Source organism: Actinoplanes sp. CA-142083 (genome assembly GCF_050942195.1).
Taxonomy (GTDB): Bacteria; Actinomycetota; Actinomycetes; order Mycobacteriales; family Micromonosporaceae; genus Actinoplanes.
In genome coordinates, this window is the sequence record NZ_CP192076.1 from 7,746,898 (window position 1) to 7,767,255 (window position 20,358).

The 20,358-nt window shown below is 70.3% G+C and carries 16 protein-coding genes; 5 read left to right on the forward strand and 11 right to left on the reverse strand.

The window, feature by feature from the left end; all coding sequences use genetic code 11:
* Positions 1-52 precede the first annotated feature (52 nt).
* Positions 53-1,489 carry a cellulase family glycosylhydrolase gene (locus ACQPZX_RS35355; protein ID WP_433365180.1) on the reverse strand — a complete coding sequence of 479 codons (1,437 nt, stop codon included), beginning with the start codon at positions 1,487-1,489 and terminating at the stop codon, positions 53-55.
* A 197-nt stretch (positions 1,490-1,686) separates the two neighbouring features.
* On the opposite strand from ACQPZX_RS35355, the gene ACQPZX_RS35360 reads away from it, so the two are divergent.
* The 3 genes from ACQPZX_RS35360 to ACQPZX_RS35370 all read left to right on the forward strand — a co-directional run bounded on the left by ACQPZX_RS35360 (position 1,687) and on the right by ACQPZX_RS35370 (position 5,308).
* Entirely contained in the window at positions 1,687-3,183 is a 1,497-nt protein-coding gene (locus ACQPZX_RS35360; protein ID WP_433365183.1) for a M20/M25/M40 family metallo-hydrolase, read from the forward strand.
* Positions 3,184-3,249: 66 nt separating this feature from the next.
* Positions 3,250-4,458 carry a helix-turn-helix domain-containing protein gene (locus ACQPZX_RS35365; RefSeq protein ID WP_433365186.1) on the forward strand — a complete coding sequence of 403 codons (1,209 nt, stop codon included), beginning with the start codon at positions 3,250-3,252 and terminating at the stop codon, positions 4,456-4,458.
* 226 nt (positions 4,459-4,684) lie between these two features.
* Entirely contained in the window at positions 4,685-5,308 is a 624-nt protein-coding gene (locus ACQPZX_RS35370) for a DUF4231 domain-containing protein (protein ID WP_433365189.1), read from the forward strand.
* 211 nt (positions 5,309-5,519) lie between these two features.
* Here the strand turns inward: ACQPZX_RS35370 and ACQPZX_RS35375 are convergent, their stop codons facing one another.
* The 5 genes from ACQPZX_RS35375 to ACQPZX_RS35395 form a co-directional block, all read right to left on the reverse strand.
* A complete protein-coding gene (locus ACQPZX_RS35375; RefSeq protein WP_433365192.1) occupies positions 5,520-5,825 on the reverse strand; it encodes a hypothetical protein in 306 nt (101 codons plus the stop codon).
* Between the two features lie 92 nt (positions 5,826-5,917).
* Positions 5,918-8,635, reverse strand: coding sequence for an alkaline phosphatase family protein (locus ACQPZX_RS35380; protein WP_433365195.1), 2,718 nt, complete (start codon positions 8,633-8,635; stop codon positions 5,918-5,920).
* 4 nt (positions 8,636-8,639) lie between these two features.
* Positions 8,640-9,944: an ABC transporter permease gene (locus ACQPZX_RS35385; RefSeq protein WP_433365198.1), complete on the reverse strand. Its 1,305-nt coding sequence runs from the start codon at positions 9,942-9,944 to the stop codon at positions 8,640-8,642.
* Entirely contained in the window at positions 9,941-10,843 is a 903-nt protein-coding gene (locus ACQPZX_RS35390) for an ABC transporter ATP-binding protein (RefSeq protein WP_433365201.1), read from the reverse strand. The genes ACQPZX_RS35385 and ACQPZX_RS35390 overlap by 4 nt, the downstream gene beginning before the upstream one ends.
* A gap of 124 nt (positions 10,844-10,967) precedes the next feature.
* Positions 10,968-11,636, reverse strand: a complete 669-nt coding sequence (locus ACQPZX_RS35395; RefSeq protein ID WP_433365204.1) for an NUDIX domain-containing protein — start codon at positions 11,634-11,636, stop codon at positions 10,968-10,970.
* Positions 11,637-11,694: 58 nt separating this feature from the next.
* Between ACQPZX_RS35395 and ACQPZX_RS35400 the strand changes: the two genes are divergently transcribed.
* Complete coding sequence (locus ACQPZX_RS35400) at positions 11,695-12,525, forward strand: DeoR/GlpR family DNA-binding transcription regulator (RefSeq protein ID WP_433365207.1); 831 nt, start codon at positions 11,695-11,697, stop codon at positions 12,523-12,525.
* On the opposite strand, the gene ACQPZX_RS35405 is transcribed toward ACQPZX_RS35400, so the two are convergent.
* The gene (locus ACQPZX_RS35405; protein WP_433365210.1) at positions 12,519-14,141 is read right to left on the reverse strand and encodes a methyl-accepting chemotaxis protein; all 1,623 of its coding nucleotides are present in this window, start codon (positions 14,139-14,141) and stop codon (positions 12,519-12,521) included. The genes ACQPZX_RS35400 and ACQPZX_RS35405 overlap by 7 nt on opposite strands.
* Positions 14,142-14,535: 394 nt before the next feature.
* On the opposite strand from ACQPZX_RS35405, the gene ACQPZX_RS35410 reads away from it, so the two are divergent.
* A complete protein-coding gene (locus ACQPZX_RS35410) occupies positions 14,536-14,661 on the forward strand; it encodes a hypothetical protein (protein WP_433365213.1) in 126 nt (41 codons plus the stop codon).
* Positions 14,662-14,696: 35 nt separating this feature from the next.
* Here the strand turns inward: ACQPZX_RS35410 and ACQPZX_RS35415 are convergent, their stop codons facing one another.
* The 4 genes from ACQPZX_RS35415 to ACQPZX_RS35430 all read right to left on the reverse strand — a co-directional run bounded on the left by ACQPZX_RS35415 (position 14,697) and on the right by ACQPZX_RS35430 (position 20,350).
* The gene (locus ACQPZX_RS35415; protein ID WP_433365216.1) at positions 14,697-15,293 is read right to left on the reverse strand and encodes an NUDIX domain-containing protein; all 597 of its coding nucleotides are present in this window, start codon (positions 15,291-15,293) and stop codon (positions 14,697-14,699) included.
* Positions 15,290-16,975, reverse strand: coding sequence for a CTP synthase (locus tag ACQPZX_RS35420; protein ID WP_433365218.1), 1,686 nt, complete (start codon positions 16,973-16,975; stop codon positions 15,290-15,292). The genes ACQPZX_RS35415 and ACQPZX_RS35420 overlap by 4 nt, the downstream gene beginning before the upstream one ends.
* Positions 16,976-17,057: 82 nt before the next feature.
* Entirely contained in the window at positions 17,058-19,247 is a 2,190-nt protein-coding gene (locus ACQPZX_RS35425; RefSeq protein ID WP_433365221.1) for a hypothetical protein, read from the reverse strand.
* Positions 19,244-20,350, reverse strand: coding sequence for a glycosyltransferase family 4 protein (locus tag ACQPZX_RS35430; protein WP_433365224.1), 1,107 nt, complete (start codon positions 20,348-20,350; stop codon positions 19,244-19,246). Before ACQPZX_RS35430 ends, ACQPZX_RS35425 begins: the two co-directional genes overlap by 4 nt.
* Between the last annotated feature and the right edge of the window lie 8 nt (positions 20,351-20,358).

Here is a 20,358-nt window from a genome sequence, read left to right on the forward strand (position 1 = left end):
TCGATATGGACCGAACGCCCGGGCCCGAAAACGACCCGGGCGCCCGATTCACCTAGTTGGAGACGGTCGCGAGCCGCGCCTTGAGGCCCTGGCCGTACGCGGTGGCCGTGCCGTCGTAGTTGCTGATCAGCGACGGGCCGCTGGAGCAGTCCCAGGTGTTCCAGGTCCAGCCGAGGTAGCCGATGTTGTGCGCGTCGGCCCAGTTCATCAGCGAGTCGACGAAGCCGTGCGCGCAGTCGTTCTCGCCGATCTCGGTGAGCGTCACCGGCACGGTCTGCGCGGTGGTGCCGATCTGGCTGTCCCAGCAGGAGGTGTTCGCGCAGGTGTTGAAGTTGTAGATGTGCGCGAACGCGGACAGGTTGTTCAGCGAGTCGGTGGGCTTGTAGGCCAGCCACTGGCTCATGTTGTTCGAGTAGGCGAGCCCGCCGATCATGATGACGTTGGTCGCGCCCGTCGCCCGTACGGTATTGACCAGGTTTTGGAAGCCCGCCACCTGGTAGCCGATGCCGTTGCAGGTGCCGCCGTCACGCCAGCACTTCCAGCCCGAGGTCTCGTCGCCGGTGGCGCGCTCCGGGTAGGGCTCGTTGAACAGGTCGAGGATGACCGCGTCGTTGCCCTTGAACGCGTTGGCCACGCCGGTCCAGAACGACGGCGCGTACTGCGCGTCGGGCATCGGCTTCTGGCAGGTCGCCTTCACGTCGCTGCAGCCGGACGAGTTGCCGGTATAGAGGCCATAGCTCCAGTGCATCTCGACGATCGGCGTGATCCCGTTCTGGACGAGCAGGTTCACGTACGTCTTGACCTGGTTCTGATAGGCGGTGCCGCCGTACTGTGCGGGCACGTCGGCGGTGCCCAGCCAGCACTCCTCGTTGAGCGGCACCCGGACGACGCGCACCTTCCACGTACGCATCGCGGTGATCGACGCCTGGTCCATCGGGCCGTCCCAGAAGCCGTTGCCCTGGATGCAGGCGAACTCGCCGCCGGACCGGTTGATCCCGTAGAGCTTGACGGTCGCGCCGGTCGACTTGTTGACCAGCTTGTTCCCGGAGACCTTGAGCGCCGGCGCAGCACCGGTCACCGGGGGCGTGGTCGGTGGCGTGGTGGGCGGCGTCGTCGGCGGCGTGGTCGGCGGTGTCGTGGTCCCGCCGGTGCAGGCGACGCCGTTCAAAGTGAATGCGGTGGGCACCGGGTTGCTGCCCGAGAACGACCCGATGAAGCCGGCCGACGTGGTCGCGTTGGTGCCGAGCGACCCGTTCCACGTCTCGTTGCCGACGGTCACGTGCGCGCCGGACTGGCTGAACTTGCCACCCCATCCCTGGGTGACCTTCTGCGTCGTGGTCGGGAAGTCGAAGCCGAGCGACCAGGTGGAGACCGCGTCACCGAGGTTGGTGATCGCGATGTCGCCCTGGAAGCCGCCCTGCCAGGAGCCGGTGACCTTGTAGGTGACGGAGCAGCCGGTGGTGGCCGCGGACGCCGGGGACAACGTCACGGCCAGGGTGCCGCCGGCGACCATTAAACCGGCCGCGGCCAGGCACAGGGAGCGAAGTCTCATGGAGATGCCAATCGACGGGGGACGATTTGGGAGCGCTCCCAGAATTAATCGCCCCGACATCGTTGTCAAGCGCGCGAGCGGTATAGGGCGTCTGGGATGGGTGCTTAGACAAACATCGATGCAATGCTCGGCGAATGCTCGCATCGACCCTGTTGACGGCGTCCCTGTTGATCACCGGCGCCGCCGTCCCGCAAGTAGAAGCAGCCGCCGCCGCGCCCGACATCCCGGTCGCCAACGTCAAGGCCCACCTCAGCCAGCTGCAGAGCATCGCCACGGCCAACGGCGGCAACCGCGCGCACGGCCGCGCGGGCTATCTCGCCTCCGTCACGTACGTGAAAGGCCTGCTCGACGCCGCCGGCTTCACCACGACCCAGCAGAGCTTCACCTACAACGGCGCCACCGGCTACAACCTGATCGCCGACTGGCCGGGCGGCAACACCAGCGACACCCTGATGGTCGGCGCGCACCTCGACAGCGTCACCGCCGGCCCCGGCATCAACGACAACGGCTCCGGCTCGGCCGCCAACCTCGAGGTCGCGCTCGCCGTCGCCCGCACCGGCTTCCAGCCCACCCGCCACCTGCGGTTCGGCTGGTGGGGCGCCGAGGAACTGGGCCTGCGCGGCTCGACCTACTACGTCAACTCCCTGACCTCGGCGCAGAAGGCCGCGATCACCGGATACCTCAACTTCGACATGGTCGCCTCGCCCAACCCCGGTTATTTCCTGTACGACGGGGACAACTCGGACGGCACCGGATCGGGACCCGGCCCCGCCGGTTCCGCCCAGATCGAGCAGACCCTGGCCGCCTACTTCACCTCGATCGGCGTGCCCACGCGCGGCACCGACTTCGACGGCCGCAGCGACTACGGGCCGTTCATCGCGGCCGGCATCCCCGCGGGCGGCATCTTCACCGGCGCCGAGGGCCGCAAGACCGCCGCGCAGGTGACGCTCTGGGGCGGGACGGCGACCACTTTCGACCCCTGCTACCACTCCAGTTGCGACACCACGTCCAACATCAACGACACCGCGCTCGACCGGAACAGCGACGCCATCGCGTACGCGATCTGGACACTGGCCGCCGGCGCCCCACCCACCGGAACCACCGTCTGGTCCGATGACTTCGAGACCGCCACCGGCTGGACCGCCGGCGCCTCGGACACCGCGACCCTGGGCCAATTCGAGCGCGGCGATCCCGCGGCGACCACCTCGTCGGGCGTCACCACCCAGCTCGGCACAGCCGCGGGCGGGACCTATGACCTGGTCACCGGCGCGGCGGCCGGATCGAGCGCGGGCGCCTACGACGTCGACGGCGGCCTCACCACGTTGCTCTCGCCGTCGATCACGCTGCCCACCGGCACCCTGACGCTCGGCTTCAGCTGGTATCTCGCGCACCTGAACAACGCGACCAGCGCCGACTACTTCCGCGTCCGCGTCGTCTCCGGCAGCACCGCGACCACTGTCTTCACCCAGGCAGCCGCGGCGAGCAACCGGGGCGCCACCTGGTCGGCCGCTTCCGTGAACCTCTCCGCCTACGCCGGCCAGACCGTCCGCCTCGAGGTCGCCGCCGCCGACACCGGCACCGCATCCTTGATCGAAGCAGCGGTCGACAACATCAAGATCACCAAAGCCTGACGCGTACGGCCCGCGGTGGTACCGCCATGTACCACCGCGGGCCCGGTACCGGGTTACCGTTCCGGCATGACTCCACGACCGTCCCCGGACCCTGACATCGGGGACCGGATCCGGGCGCGCCGCCTGCTGCGCGGGTGGAGCATGCGGTACGCCGCCAGCCGGGCCGGGATCTCGCACGCCACCTGGAGCAGGATCGAACGGGGGCGACAGGCGGCGGACAACCGGTTCATGCTGGCGGACATCGCCGCCGCGCTGGAGTGCTCCCCCGCCGACCTAGCCGGGATGCCGGTCCCGGCCACCGACCGCGCTGCGGCCGCCGCCCTCGCCGGGGTACAGGGCATCCGCCGGGCCCTGGTCGACATCGACCTGACCGAGCCCGGCACCACCGACGCGTCCCCGCTGCCCTCGCTCGCCGCCCAACTCGAGCTCGCCGGCGCACGGCTCGACGCGTGCGACTACGCGAGCGTCACCCGCCTGCTGCCCCGCCTGTTGCGCGACCTGCACACCGAGACCGCCGGTCCCGATCGCGCGACGGCCTTGCGCCTGCTCTGCGACGCCGCCTTCGTCGCCTCGTCGGTCCTGCGCCAGGTCGGTCACCCCGCCGACGCCTGGCTGGGCGCCGAGCGCTGCCAGCAGGCCGCGGACGCCACCGAGGATCCCGTGCTGCGCGGTTACGCCGCCTACTCGATGGCCAGCGCCGCGAACGCCTGCGGCTCCTTCCAGCGCGGCCTGACCCTGGCCGAGCGCGCCGCCGACGACCTGCGCCCGCACCTGGGCCGCCCCGGCGGCGCCGAGATGCTGGGCACGCTGCACCTGATCTGCGCGTACGCCAGCCGTGGCCGCGACCGCCTCGACGACAGCCGCGACTGGCTCGCTGAGGCGGAGGTGCTGGCCCGCCGCACCGGCGAGACCACCACGCTGGGCATGTTCTTCGGACCCACCAACGTGAACATCTGGCGGATCAGCATCGAGGTCGACGAGGGCGACCCGGCCCGGGCCGCCGAGATCGCCCGCCGCGTCACTCCCGCCGCCATTCCGGCCGGCCTGCGCCAGGTCTACTACTATGCCGACACGGCACGGGCGCTCGCCCGCGTGGGCGGCCAGGACCGCGAGGCGATCCGCTTCCTGCTGACGGCAGAGCGCCTCGCCCCGCAGCACGTGCACACGTCGTCGGATGCGGCCGAGTCCGCGCGCACGCTGCTGGAACGCTCGAACAACCGAGCCGCCGGCGCCGATCTGCGAGGCCTCTGCGAACGCATGCGCATCGCGGTCTAACTCGCCAACTGAGCCCGATGGCATGCCACATGCGGGGCATCGATGAGATCGGCCTCAATCAGGTCAGTCAGGCTTCATCTGGCCTCGCACCTAGCTACTTCACCTCCAACGTGTCTGGCAAACGATTGGCCGCCTCTGGGCCACCCTGGGAAATCTGGCGTTGTGGGCCACCGCTATACTTTCGGACGTCTTGAATTGGCAACAAACCGCGCAAATAGTGCCGTTCATGTACGGCGCGGCAATCTTGTCGACACTGGCAACTCCGTTCATCGTATATCGACAATATAAGAAGCTGCGAAAAACGAAGCTCGAGATCAAGAAAGCGACCCTGCTGCTCCGAGAGAAACAAGCGCAGCAGGACAAGTACACAGAGGATTCAGGCAAGGGGCCTTTGGTCAGGCAACGGCGCTATCGAGACGACATGCCCGCCTTGGTTATGCAGATGCGGGAACAGGCAAACCGACTTCGCGCTATCCACAACAGGTACCAAACGGTGATCATTTTCGGCTCGATTCTTGCCTCCGCGATCACAACCGCATCGGTCTCATTTGACGTTACTCGTTGGATATCAGTCGGGGTAACAGCGGCCGTCGGGCTCGCTGCCGGATTCACCGGCTACTACAAATTTCACGAGAACAGTTACAACCTGCGACAAACTGCGGACGCAATCGAGCGCGAGTATGAAGCAGTGGACTTGCGTGTCGGCCGATACGCAAACCAAGATGACACGACCGCATATTCGCTGTTCGCCGACACCGTCGAACGCCTACGCGACGAGCAGAACAAGCGACAGCAACAGCTCGATCAACCAGTTGAAGCCAAACGCGAGGAAACGCCGGCAACGACTTGAGCAAGCGAGCTTCCAGGTGTGGACTCTTCAAGCAATCAGCGGCGCCGCCTTCGCCGTCTTCCTAATCATATCCGTCGTAGCGGCGGCGCAGTCCAGTCGACGAGGCGACCGCCGGAAGGCAATTCCTAACGCATTGTTCATTGCAGCAGCGGTCGTACTCCTCGTAGGTATTTGGTTGATCGTCGTCGCTACCTAGCGATTCGACCGACGCTCATACGTCGTCAACGGTCCCACGAGTCTCTCGGCACGCGAACTCCTTGACGCCAGCCGTAACCATGCGCCGCAGCTCCGGGTCGTCGGCGGGGACGTCGGTGATGATGTCCGACGCTTCCGCCAGCGGCAGCACCGCGAACGGGGACGCGGCGCCGATCTTCTCGGTGCCGGCCAGGAGGTAAGTCTCGGCGGCCCGCGACGCCAGCAGGCATTTCATCGCGGCGGCGCGGGCCCGCGACGAGGGCTGGGCGACGCTGCGCCCAGTGGAGACGCCGGAGCCGTGACGTTCGTGTTGACTCGTCAATGTTGATGCAGTCAACACGTCAACATGTCGATACACATGAAGCGCCGGCCCTGTTCGCACAGGGCCGGCGCTTCCGGCTTGTCGGTGTCGGCTCAGTCGTTGTCGGTGGCCGGGATGTAGGCGCCCGGCACCTTCGCCGGCGGGACGATGGATGACTCGCCCGGGTAGGGCTTCTTCCAGTCGTGCGACTGGTACCAGGAGAAGTGGTTCATCTGCGCCGGGTTGGCGTAGTCCGCCTTCGCGGTCGGGCCGGTCAGGTGCTGCTGCGCCTTCCACTGGTCCCACTGCTTGGCGACCGCCTGCTCCTCGGCCGGCACGGTGCCCTTGGGCGCCGGCGCGGCGTTGACGTCCTGCGGCGCCGGCACGTCGGCCCCGCACGTGGGCAGCGCCGTGAGGCCCGCCGTCAGCGACGTGCGGTTGGGCAGCGCATTGAACGGCGTGTAGTTCGGCTTCGTCGTGAAGGCGGCCGCCATGGGGGTGGCCGCGCTGTCCTTCTGGTTCATCGGGTGGATCCCGAGGATCTGCTCGATGGTCCGGATCATCGTGATCTGCGAGTAGTAGTGGCTGTCCACCACGCCGCGCTTCGCGTACGGGCTGATGATCTGGATCGGCGCGCGGTGGCCGTCGATGTGGTCGAGGCCCGCCTGGGAGTCGTCCTCGACCACGAAGATCGCGGAGTCCTTCCAGTACTTGCTGTGCGAGATGGTGTCGACCAGCTTGCCGACCGCGAGGTCGTTGTCGGCGACCTGGGCGGCGCCGTTCGGCGGGCCACCGGTGTGGTCGCTGGAGAACCAGAACATGTTCAGGTTCGCCGGGCCGTTCTTCTCGAAGTCCTTCTTCCAGATCTCGTACCGGTAGATGTCCGGCACGTCGGTGTCGAACTTCGGGAACCCGGCGACCGAGACGTTGTTCAGCGACGGGATCGGAGAAGAAGAGACCATCGGGTACGCGGTGTCCGCGCCCGTCGCGGCCATGTTCTTCGTGTCGCAGTAGAGGTTCTGCCAGGTCGCCCCGGCCGGCTTGGTCAGGAACTGGTGGAACTCGCCGAAGTCGCGCACCGATTTGCCGTTGGCCTGCGCGCCGGTCCAGATGAAGCCGGTCTTCTGGTGGCCGAGCGCGTCGTCCTCGGTGTCGTAGCTGCGGATGTACTCGCCGGCCGAGGACTCGGTGTACTCGGGGTCGTCGGCCTGCATCAGCCAGTTGTGCCCCTCGGCCGAGTTGGTGCCGATGTCGTACGTGTTGTCGAAGAGCCCGAACTGCTGCACCAGCGCGTGGTTGTTGGGCGTCACGTTCGCGCCGTACTCGGCCAGGGCCGGGTCGCCGTTGCCGCTCGGGATGTCGCCGAACATCTGGTCGTACGTGCGGTTCTCCTTGACGACCAGGAACACGTGCTTGATCGTCGACGGGTCGCCGATCCGCGCGGGAACCGCGACCGGCTTGGCCTTGACGTGCGAAGCGAGCTGGACCGAGCCGGGCGTCCAGCCGTTCTGCGCGAACACCTTCGCGGTGGACGAGCGGATGACCCGGTCGCTCGGCAGCGTGAAGCGCACCAGTGACGACGTGGTGTCGTGGGTGCCGTGCCCGGCCGCCGTGGTGGGCCGGCGGGCGTCGATGCCGCGGGTGTTGGAGACGACGAGGTCGTTGCCGACCGTGGCGATCTCGGCCGGGAAGTAGTCGGCCGGCAGCAGGCCGACGTAGCTGACCGGCTCGAGCGGGCTGTAGTAGCGGTAGACCGCGATCGCGTTGGCCCGGCCCAGGGTCACCAGCAGGTGGCCGTCCTTGGTGAGGGTCGCCGCGTTCGGCTCGTAGCCGACCGACGCCTCCGGCCAGGGCTGGGTGGCGATGGTCTGGGTGACCTTGTCGCGGGCGGTGTCGATGACCGACACGGTGTTGCTGGCCGTGTTGGTGACGAAGACGGCCCGGCCCTTGGCGTACACCGCGGTCGGGTGCAGGCCGACGGTGATGCTCTTCACGGCGGTGGACGCGACGTCGATGACGCTGACCGTGCCGGTGGTGGTCGCGCCGGTGACCGGGCTGGCCGGGACCTGCGTGTTGTAGGAGTTGATGGTCGTGTCGCCCGGCTGCGCCGTACGCCCGCCCTCGTTGCTCACGTAGAGCTTGTTGCCCACCAAGGCCAGGTCACGCGGCGCGTTGCCCACGGCCCAGGTCTGCTTGATCGCCCCGGTGGCCGCGTCGAGCGCCATGACCTTGTTCTGCCCGTTGACCGCGGAGTACACAGTGGAGCCGTCGGCCGAGAACACCGCCTGCGCGACGAGCGCCCGCTTGTTGCCGTCGGCCGGGATGGTCACGAACGTCGGGTTGGCCAGCGAACCGTCCGCGTTCACGGTGAACTTGCGGTAGCCGTCGGCCTGGCCCAGCCACAGCTGCGAGCCGTCCGGCGAGTAGGCCGGCCCCTCCTGGCCCACGTCGTTGCCGCTGATCCGCAGGTTCGCGGCCGCGTTGTTGCCGATCAGCTGCTGGACCGTCCAGCTCTTGAGGTCGACGATGGCGAGGGCCATCCCGCCGTCGGCGACCGCCACCGCGACGTGGGTGCCGTCGGGGCTGACCGCCGACGACATGATCTTGCCGTTGTTGATGACGAGGCGCTTGCCGATCGGGTCGATGTACTGGTCGGCGGAGACGACCTGGCCGCGGCGCGTGGTCTGGCCGACCTGGTCGGCGCCGAACTGGTACGTCGACGCCACCGCCGCGCCGCCACCGGCCACGACCACCAGCGACGTGGCGCCGGCGGTGACCAGGAGCAGACGGCGACTCTTCCCGACCCGCCGCCTTCGGCGTGTCACCTGCATGTTGCTATCCCTTCGGAAGGAGCTCGACGCTTCCGTCGAACTGCCAGAGCGGGTTCGGCGCGTCCCCGACCGGGGTGCGCACCAGGAAATAGCCGTTGACCTCCTTGGGGCCGTCGCCGTCCGCGACGAAGCGCCCGTCCGGGGTGATGTCGAGCTGGTAGATGGCGCTGCCGACCGCCGTCGTGTCGGGCAGGTGCCACGAGACGACGCAGCGCCAGTCGTTGCCCGGCCCCACCGGATCGGTCTGGCCGCCGCCGCGGGTGCACGCCGCGCTCGTGCCCAGCTGCGCCTCGGTGACGTCGGGCCGGTTCAGCTGCCCGGTCTGGATGCGGTAGAGGTGCGCGAAGGCGGTGGCGAGCGAGCGCTGCACCTTGTCCTGCTCGATCCCCGAGCCGGTGCCGACGCCCGCGGCCACCAGCGCCAGCACCGTCACACCGGTCAGCGCGACAAGCGGCAGGGCGGCGCGCACCGGGGCAGCGTCGTGGTTAAGGTTGGTGAAATCGCGACGGACGAAGACGACGTACGCCGTCGCGGTGGCCGTCGCCGCCCAGAGCAGGCCCACGACGACGCTGATCAGCACCGCTTTGCCCTGGACCGGCTGGTTGAACAGGCCGTTCCAGTTGTAGGCCGGCAGCGCGAGACGCACCGCGACGGGCAGCGGGAGCATCTGGGCGAGCTCGATCGCCAGCGCGAACAGGGCGGGCAGCAGCAACCCCATCGGGGAGCGTCCGAGGGCGACCGAGCCGAGCAGGCCGATCCCGGCGAGGGCAAGGGTGGGCGCGAGCGCGCAGAGCCAGGCGAGCGCGACCCGCCCGGCGGCGTCACCGGTCGAGAGCAACTGGCCGTCCAGGCCGACCAGCGGCTGGTTGCCGACCGCGATGAGGCCGCCGACCGTGCTGGAGACCGCCAGCCCGGTCACCATCAACATGATCACGGTGAGGCTGGCGAGCGCCTTGGCCGCGAAGATCCGGCGCGGTGAGCGGACCGCGACGAGCAGGTGCCGCCACGTGCCGAGCCGATCCTCGGCGGCGAACACGTCGCCGGCCACCAGCGAGGTCAGCAGCGGGAGCGCGTAGACGCCGGCGAAGCCGAGCAGCACGAGCGGGCCGGCCCAGGCGGTGGCGTGCATCCAGCGGCCGAAGAGCGTGTCGACCGGCAGCGTGGCCTGCTGGCTGACGCCCGCCACGAAGAGCGCGGGCGCTATCCAGCAGGCGGCGACCACCAGGCGGATCCGCCATTGGGAGACCAGCTTGACCCACTCGAACCGGTAGCCCCTCGTCACCGGGACCCGGAGCGTTGCCGCGGTCATCGACCCTCCTCCTGGGTCAGGGCCAGGAACGCCGCCTCGAGCGGCGACACCACAGGCGCGAGCTCCCGTACGGCGATGCCGGCGCCCACAAGCCGCGGTATGAGCTCGTCGAGGGCGGGAACCTGGGCCCGCACCACGAGTGGATCGGCGTCTGCGGCGATTTCGACCCCGGCCGTCTCGGCCGCGATCTGCCGGGCTTTCGCCGGGTCCGAGGTGCGCAGCCGGTAGTCGAGCTCGCGGTTCTCGGACGACAGCTTGCTCAGCGGCCCGGAGAACGCGACCCGCCCGGTGGCGAGGATGGTGACCTCGGAGCACAATGCCTCGACGTCGTCCATGCGGTGGCTGGAGAGCACGACGCTCGTGCCCTCGGCGGCCAGCCGGGTGAGGACGTTGCGGACCTGCCGCTTGCCGGCCGGGTCGAGGCCGTTGGACGGCTCGTCGAGGATCAGCAGGCGGGGCTGGGTGAGCAGGGCGGCGGCCAGGCCGAGCCGCTGGCGCATGCCGAGCGAGAAGCCGTTGGCCCGGTCGTCGGCGACGTCGGTGAGCCCGACCTGGTCGAGCACGTCGTCGATGTCGCCGCTCCGTTCGCCGCGGAGGCGGGCCAGGGCGGCCAGGTTCTGCCGGGCCGTCAGCGACGGGTAGAGGCCGGGACCGTCGACGAAGCCGGCCACGCCGTCCGGCCCGTCGAGCGCGCGCCGGACCGGGGCGCCGAGGATCTCGAGGGTGCCACCGTCCGCGACGGCCAGGCCCAGCAGCAGGCCGAGCAGGGTCGTCTTGCCGGCGCCGTTCGGGCCGACCAGGCCGTGGATCTGCCCCTCCGGCACGTCGAGGTCGACGCCGTCGAGGGCGATGACCTCACCGAAGCTCTTGGTGATCCCGCGCGCCCGGACTGCTTTCATGGTTCCTCCCCGCGCCTCCTACAAGGCGTAGGGATAGATGTACATCGCAGGTTCGGACCCCCGGTTGAACGCAGGGGGAACCGCAGACGACGGGCATCTGCAGTCATCGATACTCGATGGCCGTCTAATCAGGCCGGTCGCTGAAGGGGCCATGCAGGGCCGCCCACTGCAGCAGCATGATGGTCTTCGCGTCGGCGATGCGGCCGTCGGTGGTGCCGGCCAGGGCATCGTCGAACTTCAGCTCGACCGCCTCGATGTCCTCGCCCTCGTCGGCCACGCCGCCGCCTGCCGTGGTGCGGCTCGCGGGCGTGTAGGGCGCGGCGTAGAAGTGCAGCCGCTCGGTCACCGAGCCTGGGCTCATCCAGACGCCGAAGACGTGCTCCAGCTCGCCGACCTCGACGCCCAGCTCCTCGGCGGCCTCCCGGCGGATCGCGCCGGCCGGGTCGTCGCCGTCCAGGAGACCCGCGGCGGCCTCCACGAGCATGCCGTCGGGGTGCCCGTTCACGTACGCGGGGAATCGGAATTGTCTTGCCAGCAGCACCGTGCGCCGGTCGGCATCGTAGAGCAGGATCGTCGCCCCATCGCCGCGGTCGTAGGTCTCGCGTTGCTCGCGGGTCCAGCGACCGTCGGCGTGCCGGTAGTCGAACGTGGTGCGCCGCAGCACGTGCCAGGCCGTGGCGAGCAGCTCGACGTCGCGGATCACGACATCCGCGTTGCCGGTGAGGTCGCGGCCGGCCTGGTCGAGCCCCGTACGGCCCCGCGCGTCCGGGATGTCGATCCCTGGTGTGGTCATGCCCGGGACCGTACACTGCAAAACGCGCAACAGTCGACAAGAATGAGGAGAAACACGCATGCTGGCCGCCGAGCGTCGCGACTTCCTGCTGGCCCGCCTCCGCTCGGAGGGCAAGGTGGTCGCCAAGGACATCGCCGCCGAGATCGGGGTCGCCGAGGACAACATCCGCCGCGACCTGCGGGAGCTGGCGTCGGCCGGTTTGTGCACGCGGGTGTACGGGGGAGCGTTGCCCGCCGCTCCCGCCGCCGCCGACTACGCGACCCGCACGACTGTCGCGCCCGACAGCAAGCACCGGGTCGCTTTGGCCGCCGTGGGCTTGATCCGGCCGGGCAGCACGGTCCTGCTCGACGGCGGTACCACGGCGCTCGCCCTCGCCGCCGCCTTGCCGCCCGATCTTGCGGCCACGATCGTCACCCACAGCGTGACCGTCGCGGCGGCGTTGGTGACCCACCCGGCCGTCGAGGTGCAGGTGATCGGCGGCCGGCTGTTCAAGCATTCCGCCGTGACCAGCGGCGCCGCAGCCGCCGAGGCGCTTTCCCGGGTCAGCGCCGACCTGTTCTTCCTCGGCGTCACCGGCGTCCACCACCGCGCCGGCCTGACCACCGGCGACGCCGACGAGGCCGCGATGAAGCGGCTGCTCGCGTCCCGGGCCGCCGAGACCTACGTGCTGGCCAGCGCCGAGAAGATCGGGGCCGCGTCGCCGTTCGAGGTGCTGCCGCTGTCCTCAGTGGCCGGCATCATCACCGACGTCCCCGCTGACGACGCGGAGCTGCGGCGCCTCGCCGAGTCCGGCATTGACGTGATCTTGCGGCCGCCCTCCCGGTATGGCGGGCCACCTACGCCATCCCAAGGCCAGCCGGAGCGGGGCCGGCCGGGTGTGGCTCAATAGCGGAAGTTGGCGAGGTTGGCCTGCAGGGCATTGGCTACGCGGGCGAGGTCGGCGGAGGTCTGTTCGGTGTTGGCGGCGGCGGTGGTGGTCTCGGCGGCTGCCTCGGCGACTCCGCCGACGTTGGCGCTGATCTCGGCGGAGCCGGTGGCGACTTCGCTGACGTTGCGGCTCATCTCGGTGGTGGTGGCGGTTTGCTGCTCGACGGCTGCGGCGATGGCGGTCTGGGTGTCGTTGATCTGCTGGATGACCTCGCTGATCGCGGTGATCGCGGTGACCGCCGCCTGGGAGTCGCCTTGAATGGCCGAAACCCGGGTGGAGATGTCCTCGGTGGCGCGGGCCGTCTCCTGGGCGAGATCCTTGACCTCGGAGGCGACGACGGCGAATCCCTTGCCCATCTCGCCTGCCCGGGCGGCCTCGATGGTGGCGTTCAGGGCGAGCAGGTTGGTCTGCTCGGCGATGCTGGTGATCAGCTTGACGACGTCGTCGATCTCAGCCGAGGAGGCGCCGAGCTTGTCGAGGATGTGACGGGCTTCGGCGGTGCTGGTGACCGCGCCGGCGGCCACCTCCGCGGCGTTGGACGTCGACCTGGCGATCTCGGTGATCGACGCGCCGATCTGTTCGGAGCCGGCGGCGATGGTGGAGATGTTGACGCTGATCTGCTCGGCGGCGGACGAGGCGCCTTGCGCCTGCCCGGCGGAGCGTGCGGCGGATTCGTTGACCGACGCGGCCACCGCCGACAGCTCTTCCGACGACGATGCCAGCGTTTCGACGTTGATCCCGATCTCCCGCATCGCCGCGGTGAGCCGTTCCAGGGCGGTGTTGAGCGACCGGCCCATCTGGCCCATCTCGTCACGGCTGCCGACGTGCAGGCGTTTGTCCAGGATGCCTTCCGCGAGTCCGGCCAGCACGGCGACCGTCTGCCGCAGCGGACCGGCGATGGAACGGCTGACGAGCACCACGATCAGCACCGAGAGCAACACCGAAACGACGATCAGACCGATGATCAGCGCCCGCGCGCTGCCGGCTGCCTGCCGCGAGTCCGCCAACGACTGAGCTGCGAAACGGGACTCGATCTCATTGATCTCGTTGAGCGCGGCTGTCAACGTCTCGACCACGGCGTCGGCGCTGGCGGCACGCACCTTCACGAACTGGGCCGCGTTGCCCGCCGTCGCCAAGGGAATCAGTTGCTCGTCGCGGACCGTCCGGTACGTCGCGAGGCTGTCGGTGACCGCTTTGACCTGCTTCTCGCGCCCGGCGATGCCGGTGCCCTGATACGCCGCCCACTGCTTGTCGAGATCGGCGTCGAGCTGGTCGAGCTGGGCCTGCGCCTTCTCCCTGCCCGCCGCGGATTCCGCGACCAGCATGTTCAGCACCTGGAACCTGATGGAGACCATGTCCGCCTTGACGGCGCCCGCATAGCTGATGGCCAGCAGATTGCTTTGGTACATCTCCTCGGTGCGGTCATTGGTCTCCCGCAGGCGCAGCATGCCGACGACACCGACCAGCACGGTCAGAGCGCAGACGATGGCGAAGCTGACCACCAGCTTCCCGGCCACCCGCAGGTTGCGGAACCACGCCAGCGGCGTCGACCCGCCAACAGCTGAACCGTCAGACACGCGGATTCACCTCTCATCAGTGACGCGGACGGAGAAACGGCCCGGCAAACCCGTTACACCGTTCCTGTCGGTCATCGGCGCGTCCGGCTGAGATGCACGCGAATGGTCGGACCAGCCCCACCTCGGGCCTGCCCGGCCAAAGCACCCACCACTGGGTCACACGACCCAAGCCAGCCGCTCGTCAACAGCGACGCCGCGGCGGAGGAAGCCACGTTCTCCGCTACGGCGGCGTGGCTGTGGCGCAACGCCGATGCGGCCGCCACCCGGCTGCGCCTCGCAACCGGGGTGCACCGCCGTGATCGTGGCGCGGCTGCGGTCGGCGGCCCCGGCTGGGTAGTCCCGGCGGAGGCTCTTGCCCCAAGTTCCCACGCCGCGTGAACAGTGCGTGCGGGCGATGTCGCGACGTTCCCCGGCCCGAGATCTGGCCGACCACGACCGCAAGCTGCGTGCAGGCGGCGAGGGCTATCTGTTCGTCCGGACCGGCGAGCCAAGCGAGATGGGCGAGTGGTCCGAGCTGTGAGCGCCGGCCCCGGTCTGCCAGGGCCGGCGCGCACGTCACGGCTCCGGCGTCTCCACCGGGCGCAGCGTCGCCCAGCCCTCGTCGCGGGCCCGCGCCGCCGCGAGGATGCCGCCGACCGCTGCCGCGTTGGTGACCTCGCCGCGGAAGACCATGGCGACGGCCTCGCCGAGGTCGACCCAGGTGATCTCCAGGTCGGCCTCCTCGTCGGTGCGCTGGTGACGCTCGGCGTCGGGCACGGGCGTCAGGTCGCGAGCCAGGTAGATGCGGATCTTCTCGTCGGTGAAGCCCGGCGACGTGTGCAGGTCGATCAGCAGGTCGTAGCGCCCCGCGTGCAGGTCAGCCTCCTCCGCGAGCTCCCGCGCCGCCCCGGTGACCAGGTCTTCCCCGCTCACGTCGCGCAGCCCGGCCGGCAGCTCCCACAGGTACCCGCCGACCGCGTGCCGGTACTGCTTGATCAGCACCACCCGGTCCACGTCGTCGATCGCCACCACGCCGACCGCGCTCTTCGCGCCGACGACGTCCCGGTTCGCCGTGCCGCCGCTCGACATGGTGACCGTGTCGGTGCGAACCGTAAAAATCGGTCCGGCATAGCGATCTACGCGGGACACCGTCTGATGGGCGAAAGCCGTCACGACGGGTCCACCGCGACCGGCAGCTCGTCCGCCTTCGCATACTCGACGGCCGCCTGGACCAGCCCGTCGAAGAGCGGGTGCGGCCGGGTCGGCCGCGACTTGAGCTCCGGGTGCGCCTGGGTCGCCACGAAGTACGGGTGCGTCGCCCGGTCCAGCTCGATGAACTCGACCAGCCGCCCGTCCGGCGAGGTGCCCGAGAAGACCAGGCCGGCCTTCGACAGCTTCTCCCGGTAGTCGTTGTTGACCTCGTACCGGTGCCGATGCCGCTCGGAGATCTCAGTGCTGCCGTAGACCTCGGCCACGATCGAGCCCTCGGAGAGCGCCGCCGGGTACGCGCCGAGCCGCATCGTGCCGCCCAGGTCGCCCTTGCCGGCCACGATGTCCTCCTGGTCGGCCATCGTCGAGATCACCGGGTACGGCGCCCGCTCGTCGAACTCCAGCGAGTTCGCCCCGGCCAGCCCCGCCATGTTCCGCGCGGCGTCGATCGTCATGCACTGCAGGCCCAGGCACAGCCCCAGAATCGGGATCTGGTGCTCCCGCGCGTACTTGGAAGTGTTGACCTTGCCCTCGATGCCGCGCACGCCGAACCCGCCGGGGATGACGATGCCGTCGACGCCCTTGAGGGCGGTCGCGGCGCCGGCCGTGGTCTCGCAGTCGTCGCTCGGCACCCAGCGGATCTGAATCTTGACATTGTTCGCGAAGCCGGCCGCCCGGATCGCCTCGCTGACCGACAGGTACGCGTCCGGCAGGTCCACGTACTTGCCGACCAGCGCGACCGTGATGGTCCGCTTCGGGTGGTGCACCCGGTGCAGCAGGTCGTCCCAGGTCGCCCAGTCGACGTCGCGGAACGACAGGCCCAGCCGGCGCACCACGTACGCGTCGAGGCCTTCCCGATGCAGCACCTTGGGGATGTCGTAGATGCTCGGCGCGTCGGGGCAGGCGATGACCGCCTCGCGGTCGACGTCGCAGTAGAGCGCCAGCTTGTGCTTGAGCTTCTCGGGGATCTCCCGGTCGCTGCGGCAGATCAGCGCGTCCGGCTGGATACCGATGTTGCGCAGCGCCGCCACCGAGTGCTGGGTCGGCTTGGTCTTCAGCTCGCCCGACGGCGCCAGGTACGGCACCAGCGAGACGTGCAGGTAGAAGACGTGATCGCGGCCGACCTCGTGGCGCACCTGGCGGATCGCTTCGAGGAACGGCAGCGACTCCATGTCGCCGACCGTGCCGCCGACCTCGGTGATCACGACGTCGGGCACCCGGCCCGACTCGTCCGGGTCGGCCATCGCGAAGATCCGGCTCTTGATCTCGTTCGTGATGTGCGGGATGACCTGGACGGTGTCGCCCAGGTACTCGCCGCGCCGCTCGCGCGCGATGACCGTCGAGTAGACCTGCCCGGTCGTCACGTTCGCCTTGCCCGAGAGCGCCCGGTCGAGGAAGCGCTCGTAGTGGCCGACGTCGAGGTCGGTCTCGGCGCCGTCCTCGGTGACGAAGACCTCGCCGTGCTGAAACGGGTTCATCGTGCCGGGATCGACGTTGAGATAAGGGTCGAGTTTCTGCATGACGACCCGCAGTCCGCGCGCGGTCAGAAGATTGCCGAGGCTCGAGGCGGTGAGGCCCTTGCCCAGCGAGGAGGCGACGCCTCCGGTGACGAAGATGTGCCGCGTGTCGCGCACTGATGAAGCCAACGCCCGCTCCCGTGGGTTGTCTGTGGTCGGACATGCAGACCGGGGCTTCGGCAGCCCCATCCACGGGAGTCCACCGTAACACCTAAGCCGGCGGGCGCACCTTTGGGCTGGTCGTGACGCGTGTCAGCGAGGATTCGCGAAGCAGCGGACCGCCCGGCCCGTCGGTGGAGCCCTCGGGCCGGGTGCGGTCGGCGGCGTGCAGCAGCACCCGCAGGGTGGTGAGCACCGCGGTCGGCACCAGGAACGCCGCGGCCGCCCCAGCGACGGTCAGCGCCGAGCCGCCCAGCACCCCGGCGATCAGCGTCGCCACGGTGGTGCCGGCGAACGCCGCCCGGATCGCCGGATGCAACCCGAACAGGCGATTCAGCCCACCCCACGGGGAGAACTGGCAGAACGCGATCATCACCATGCCGACCACCGCCAGCACCGTCAGCGGGCTGCTCAGCATCGTCTCGCCGTTCGCCGCCGCGATCCGCTGCAGGGCCGGGCCGGCGCTGCCGCTGGCCAGCTCGGAGAGGAACCGGCCGAGGCTGCCCTGCTCGAGCACCGGGCGGCGCAGGTCGACCGCCGCGAACCCGATGGTCACCGCCAGCCCGGCCAGCGCCGACCAGGCGAACCGCGGGAAGGTCAGCCAGCCGCCGGTGCTGAGCGCCGCGGCCACGCACACCCCCGCGGTCACCGCGATCGCGCCGATCGGGTCGGCGCCGAGGTACGGGCTGCCGACCATGACCACGCCGAGGCCGCCGAGCACCACCACGACAAGCGGCCGGAACGGCTTGCGCACCCACTGGGCGAGGCAGCCGGCCAGCACCAGCAGGCCGGTCACGAAGACGCCGAGGCCGACGCCGCCGACGCCCGCGTACCGGGCGCCGTTGATCGCCGAGTACCCGGCCACGCCGTTGAGCTGAAGCTGAGCGCCGGTGAGCAGGTCGAGGCCCACCACCACCACCCCGAACGCCGCGACCGCCGCCATCGGCCACAGGGTGTGCTTGTAGCGGGGCGCCAGCCGGATCGCCGCGGTGCCCGCGACGATCAGCGCGCCGGTGACGATCCCGAAGATCCACGCCGGGTGGGCGGCGCGCCACCACGGCGAGGCGTCGGCGAGCAGCGCGGCCGGGATGGCCAGCGCGGCGGCGATCAGCGCCAGCTCGACCGCCTCGACCACCCGCGGCGCGGGCAGCGCCGGACCCTTGGGCCCGCTGTGCCGCCGCGCCCGCACCATGACGGGCACGATCAAGGCGAAGAGCACGAACTGCAGGATCGCCAGCACGGTGAAGAAGATCGTGGCGACGCCGCGCTGGGCGCCGGCCCGCCGGTCGGCGTTGTGGTCGCCCTGGACGGCGTCGGCGACGTTGCCGGGCTTGCCGGGCACGATGGTTGCCGACCGCCCGGCGAAGAGCTTCTCGGGCGACGCCTTGCCCAGCGCGGTGAGGATCGTCGGCGCCAGGTCGATCAGCTGCAGGTACCCGTCGCGGCCGGTGCCGGCCGAGGTGAGCCAGCCGCCGTTCCAGCCCTCCCCCTCGGCGATCGCCACGTGCAGCCGCGACGTGCGGTCGGTGTCGGAGACGCCGGCGACCAGCAGCAGCGACCGTTCCGGCCGGGCCGCGACGACCCGCGCCAGCGTGGCGTCGGCCTGCTCGACGAGCGTGGCCCGCGACGCGCCGGAGCCGGTGATGGTGCCGAGGTCGACGAAGCTGAGCACGCAGTCCGAGAGCAGGTTCGCCGGGTCGGCCGGCAGCTCGGCCTGGTACTTGTCGACCCGGCCGAAGGGGCGGGCCGCCGCGATGGCCGCGCCCGGCCCGACCGCGACCGTGCAGCGCACCGACTCGGCGAGCGCGCCCGGCACCGCGCCGTACGGCAGCCTGTCCTGGTTGTCCTGCACGATGTTGCGCTGGTTGACGATGTTCGCGCCGATCGCGTCGGGCTGGTCGAGATCGGGCTTCGGCGTCTCGCAGCCGCTGGCCCCGGACACCCGCGGGTACGCCGCGTAGTTGCCGGCGCCCAGCGTGACCCACCCGTCGGACGGGCAGGTGACCCGCTGCGCCGAGCGCACCGACAGCCAGCCGATCGAGCCCTCGGTCGCCTCCCGCCACAGCGCCGGGGTGCGTTGCGGGTCGAGGTCGTCCCAGCGCAGCCCGGCCGCGCCCGCGACGATCACGTAGTCGACAGTGCTCTGCGGCGCGCCGGTGGCCGGCCGGACCGCCAGGCCGCCGAGGCTGGCCGCCACGGCGAGCAGCACCAGGACGTACGGAACCCAGATGCGTCGTCTCATGCCCGGGCCGTGACCTCGGCGTACGCCTCCCGGACGGCGGCCACGGTGTCCTGTTCGGTCGGCCACGTCGCCGCCCGCGCCGGCCCGCGCCGGGCGTAGTCCTCGCGTAGCGCCGGGTCGGCGAGCATCCGCCGGACGGCGTCGTCGAGCGCGTCCACGTCGCCCGGCGGGATCAGCAGCGCCGCGTCGCCGACCAGCCCGGGCACCCCGCCCACGGCGGTGGCGATCAACGGCGTGCCGGCGGTCAGAGCCTCCTGGGCGAACAGCTGCCGCGCCTCCCAGTCGCTGGTCACCACCGCGAGGTCGGCCCCGCCGAGCAGGTCGGGCACGTCGGGGCGGCGGCCGAGCAGGTGGAACGGCGCGTGCCGCTCGGAGGACTGCTGGGCGAGCGACATGTAGCTGGGCCCGGAGCCGGCCACCAGGACGACCGGGGCGGGGGTGAGCTCGCGCCACCGGGCGGACGCGTCGATGAGCAGGTCGTAGCGCTTCTGCGGGTGCAGCCGGCCGACCGAGAGGATCAGCGGCGCGCCGGGAGAAAGGCGAAATTCCGCGCGTACGGCGGCGCGCGTGCGCTTCGGCGACGCCAGAGTCGGGGCGGCGACCGCGCCGAGCCGGGCGTTGCGCGCGCCGAGCGTCTTCGCCCGCGCGACGAGGTCGTCGGAGGCGCCGAGGGTGAGCGTGGCGCTGCGCGCGACGATCCGCTCGACCAGCGCCGACGCCTGGCCGCGCAGTCCCCGGGCAAGTACCGAGTTGTGCCAGGTGACGACAAGCGGGGCGCTCCCGCGGGCCAGGCCCGCCACCAGGCCGGCGCGCAGCCCGTGCGCGTGCACGACGTCGATCGGCCGGGAGGAGAGGATGCCGCGCAGCTTGCGGACCACGCCGGCGTCGGAGGCGCCCGGGTTGGCGGGGATCTCGACGGGCACGAAGGTCACGCCTGGAACCGATGAGAAGGCGAACAGGTCGTCGGTGGCGGCCGGCCCGCAGACCAGCACCGCACAGCCGGCCGCAGCGAGACCGCGGGCCAGCGAGGCGACGTGCTGCCCGATCCCGCCGGTGCTCGAGGCGAGCACGAGCGCCACCGAGCCGCGCCATCCGTCTTCCACGAGACCCC

Bases quoted from the DNA above. Each gene is read 5' to 3' on its own strand.
- ACQPZX_RS35360 (WP_433365183.1), top strand. From the start codon at position 1,687: ATGCTCGCATCGACCCTGTTGACGGCGTCCCTGTTGATCACCGGCGCC.
- ACQPZX_RS35365 (WP_433365186.1), top strand. From the start codon at position 3,250: ATGACTCCACGACCGTCCCCGGACCCTGACATCGGGGACCGGATCCGG.
- ACQPZX_RS35370 (WP_433365189.1), top strand. From the start codon at position 4,685: ATGTACGGCGCGGCAATCTTGTCGACACTGGCAACTCCGTTCATCGTA.
- ACQPZX_RS35380 (WP_433365195.1), bottom strand. From the start codon at position 8,635: ATGCAGGTGACACGCCGAAGGCGGCGGGTCGGGAAGAGTCGCCGTCTG.
- ACQPZX_RS35385 (WP_433365198.1), bottom strand. From the start codon at position 9,944: ATGACCGCGGCAACGCTCCGGGTCCCGGTGACGAGGGGCTACCGGTTC.
- ACQPZX_RS35390 (WP_433365201.1), bottom strand. From the start codon at position 10,843: ATGAAAGCAGTCCGGGCGCGCGGGATCACCAAGAGCTTCGGTGAGGTC.
- ACQPZX_RS35395 (WP_433365204.1), bottom strand. From the start codon at position 11,636: ATGACCACACCAGGGATCGACATCCCGGACGCGCGGGGCCGTACGGGG.
- ACQPZX_RS35400 (WP_433365207.1), top strand. From the start codon at position 11,695: ATGCTGGCCGCCGAGCGTCGCGACTTCCTGCTGGCCCGCCTCCGCTCG.
- ACQPZX_RS35410 (WP_433365213.1), top strand. From the start codon at position 14,536: ATGTCGCGACGTTCCCCGGCCCGAGATCTGGCCGACCACGACCGCAAG.
- ACQPZX_RS35425 (WP_433365221.1), bottom strand. From the start codon at position 19,247: ATGAGACGACGCATCTGGGTTCCGTACGTCCTGGTGCTGCTCGCCGTG.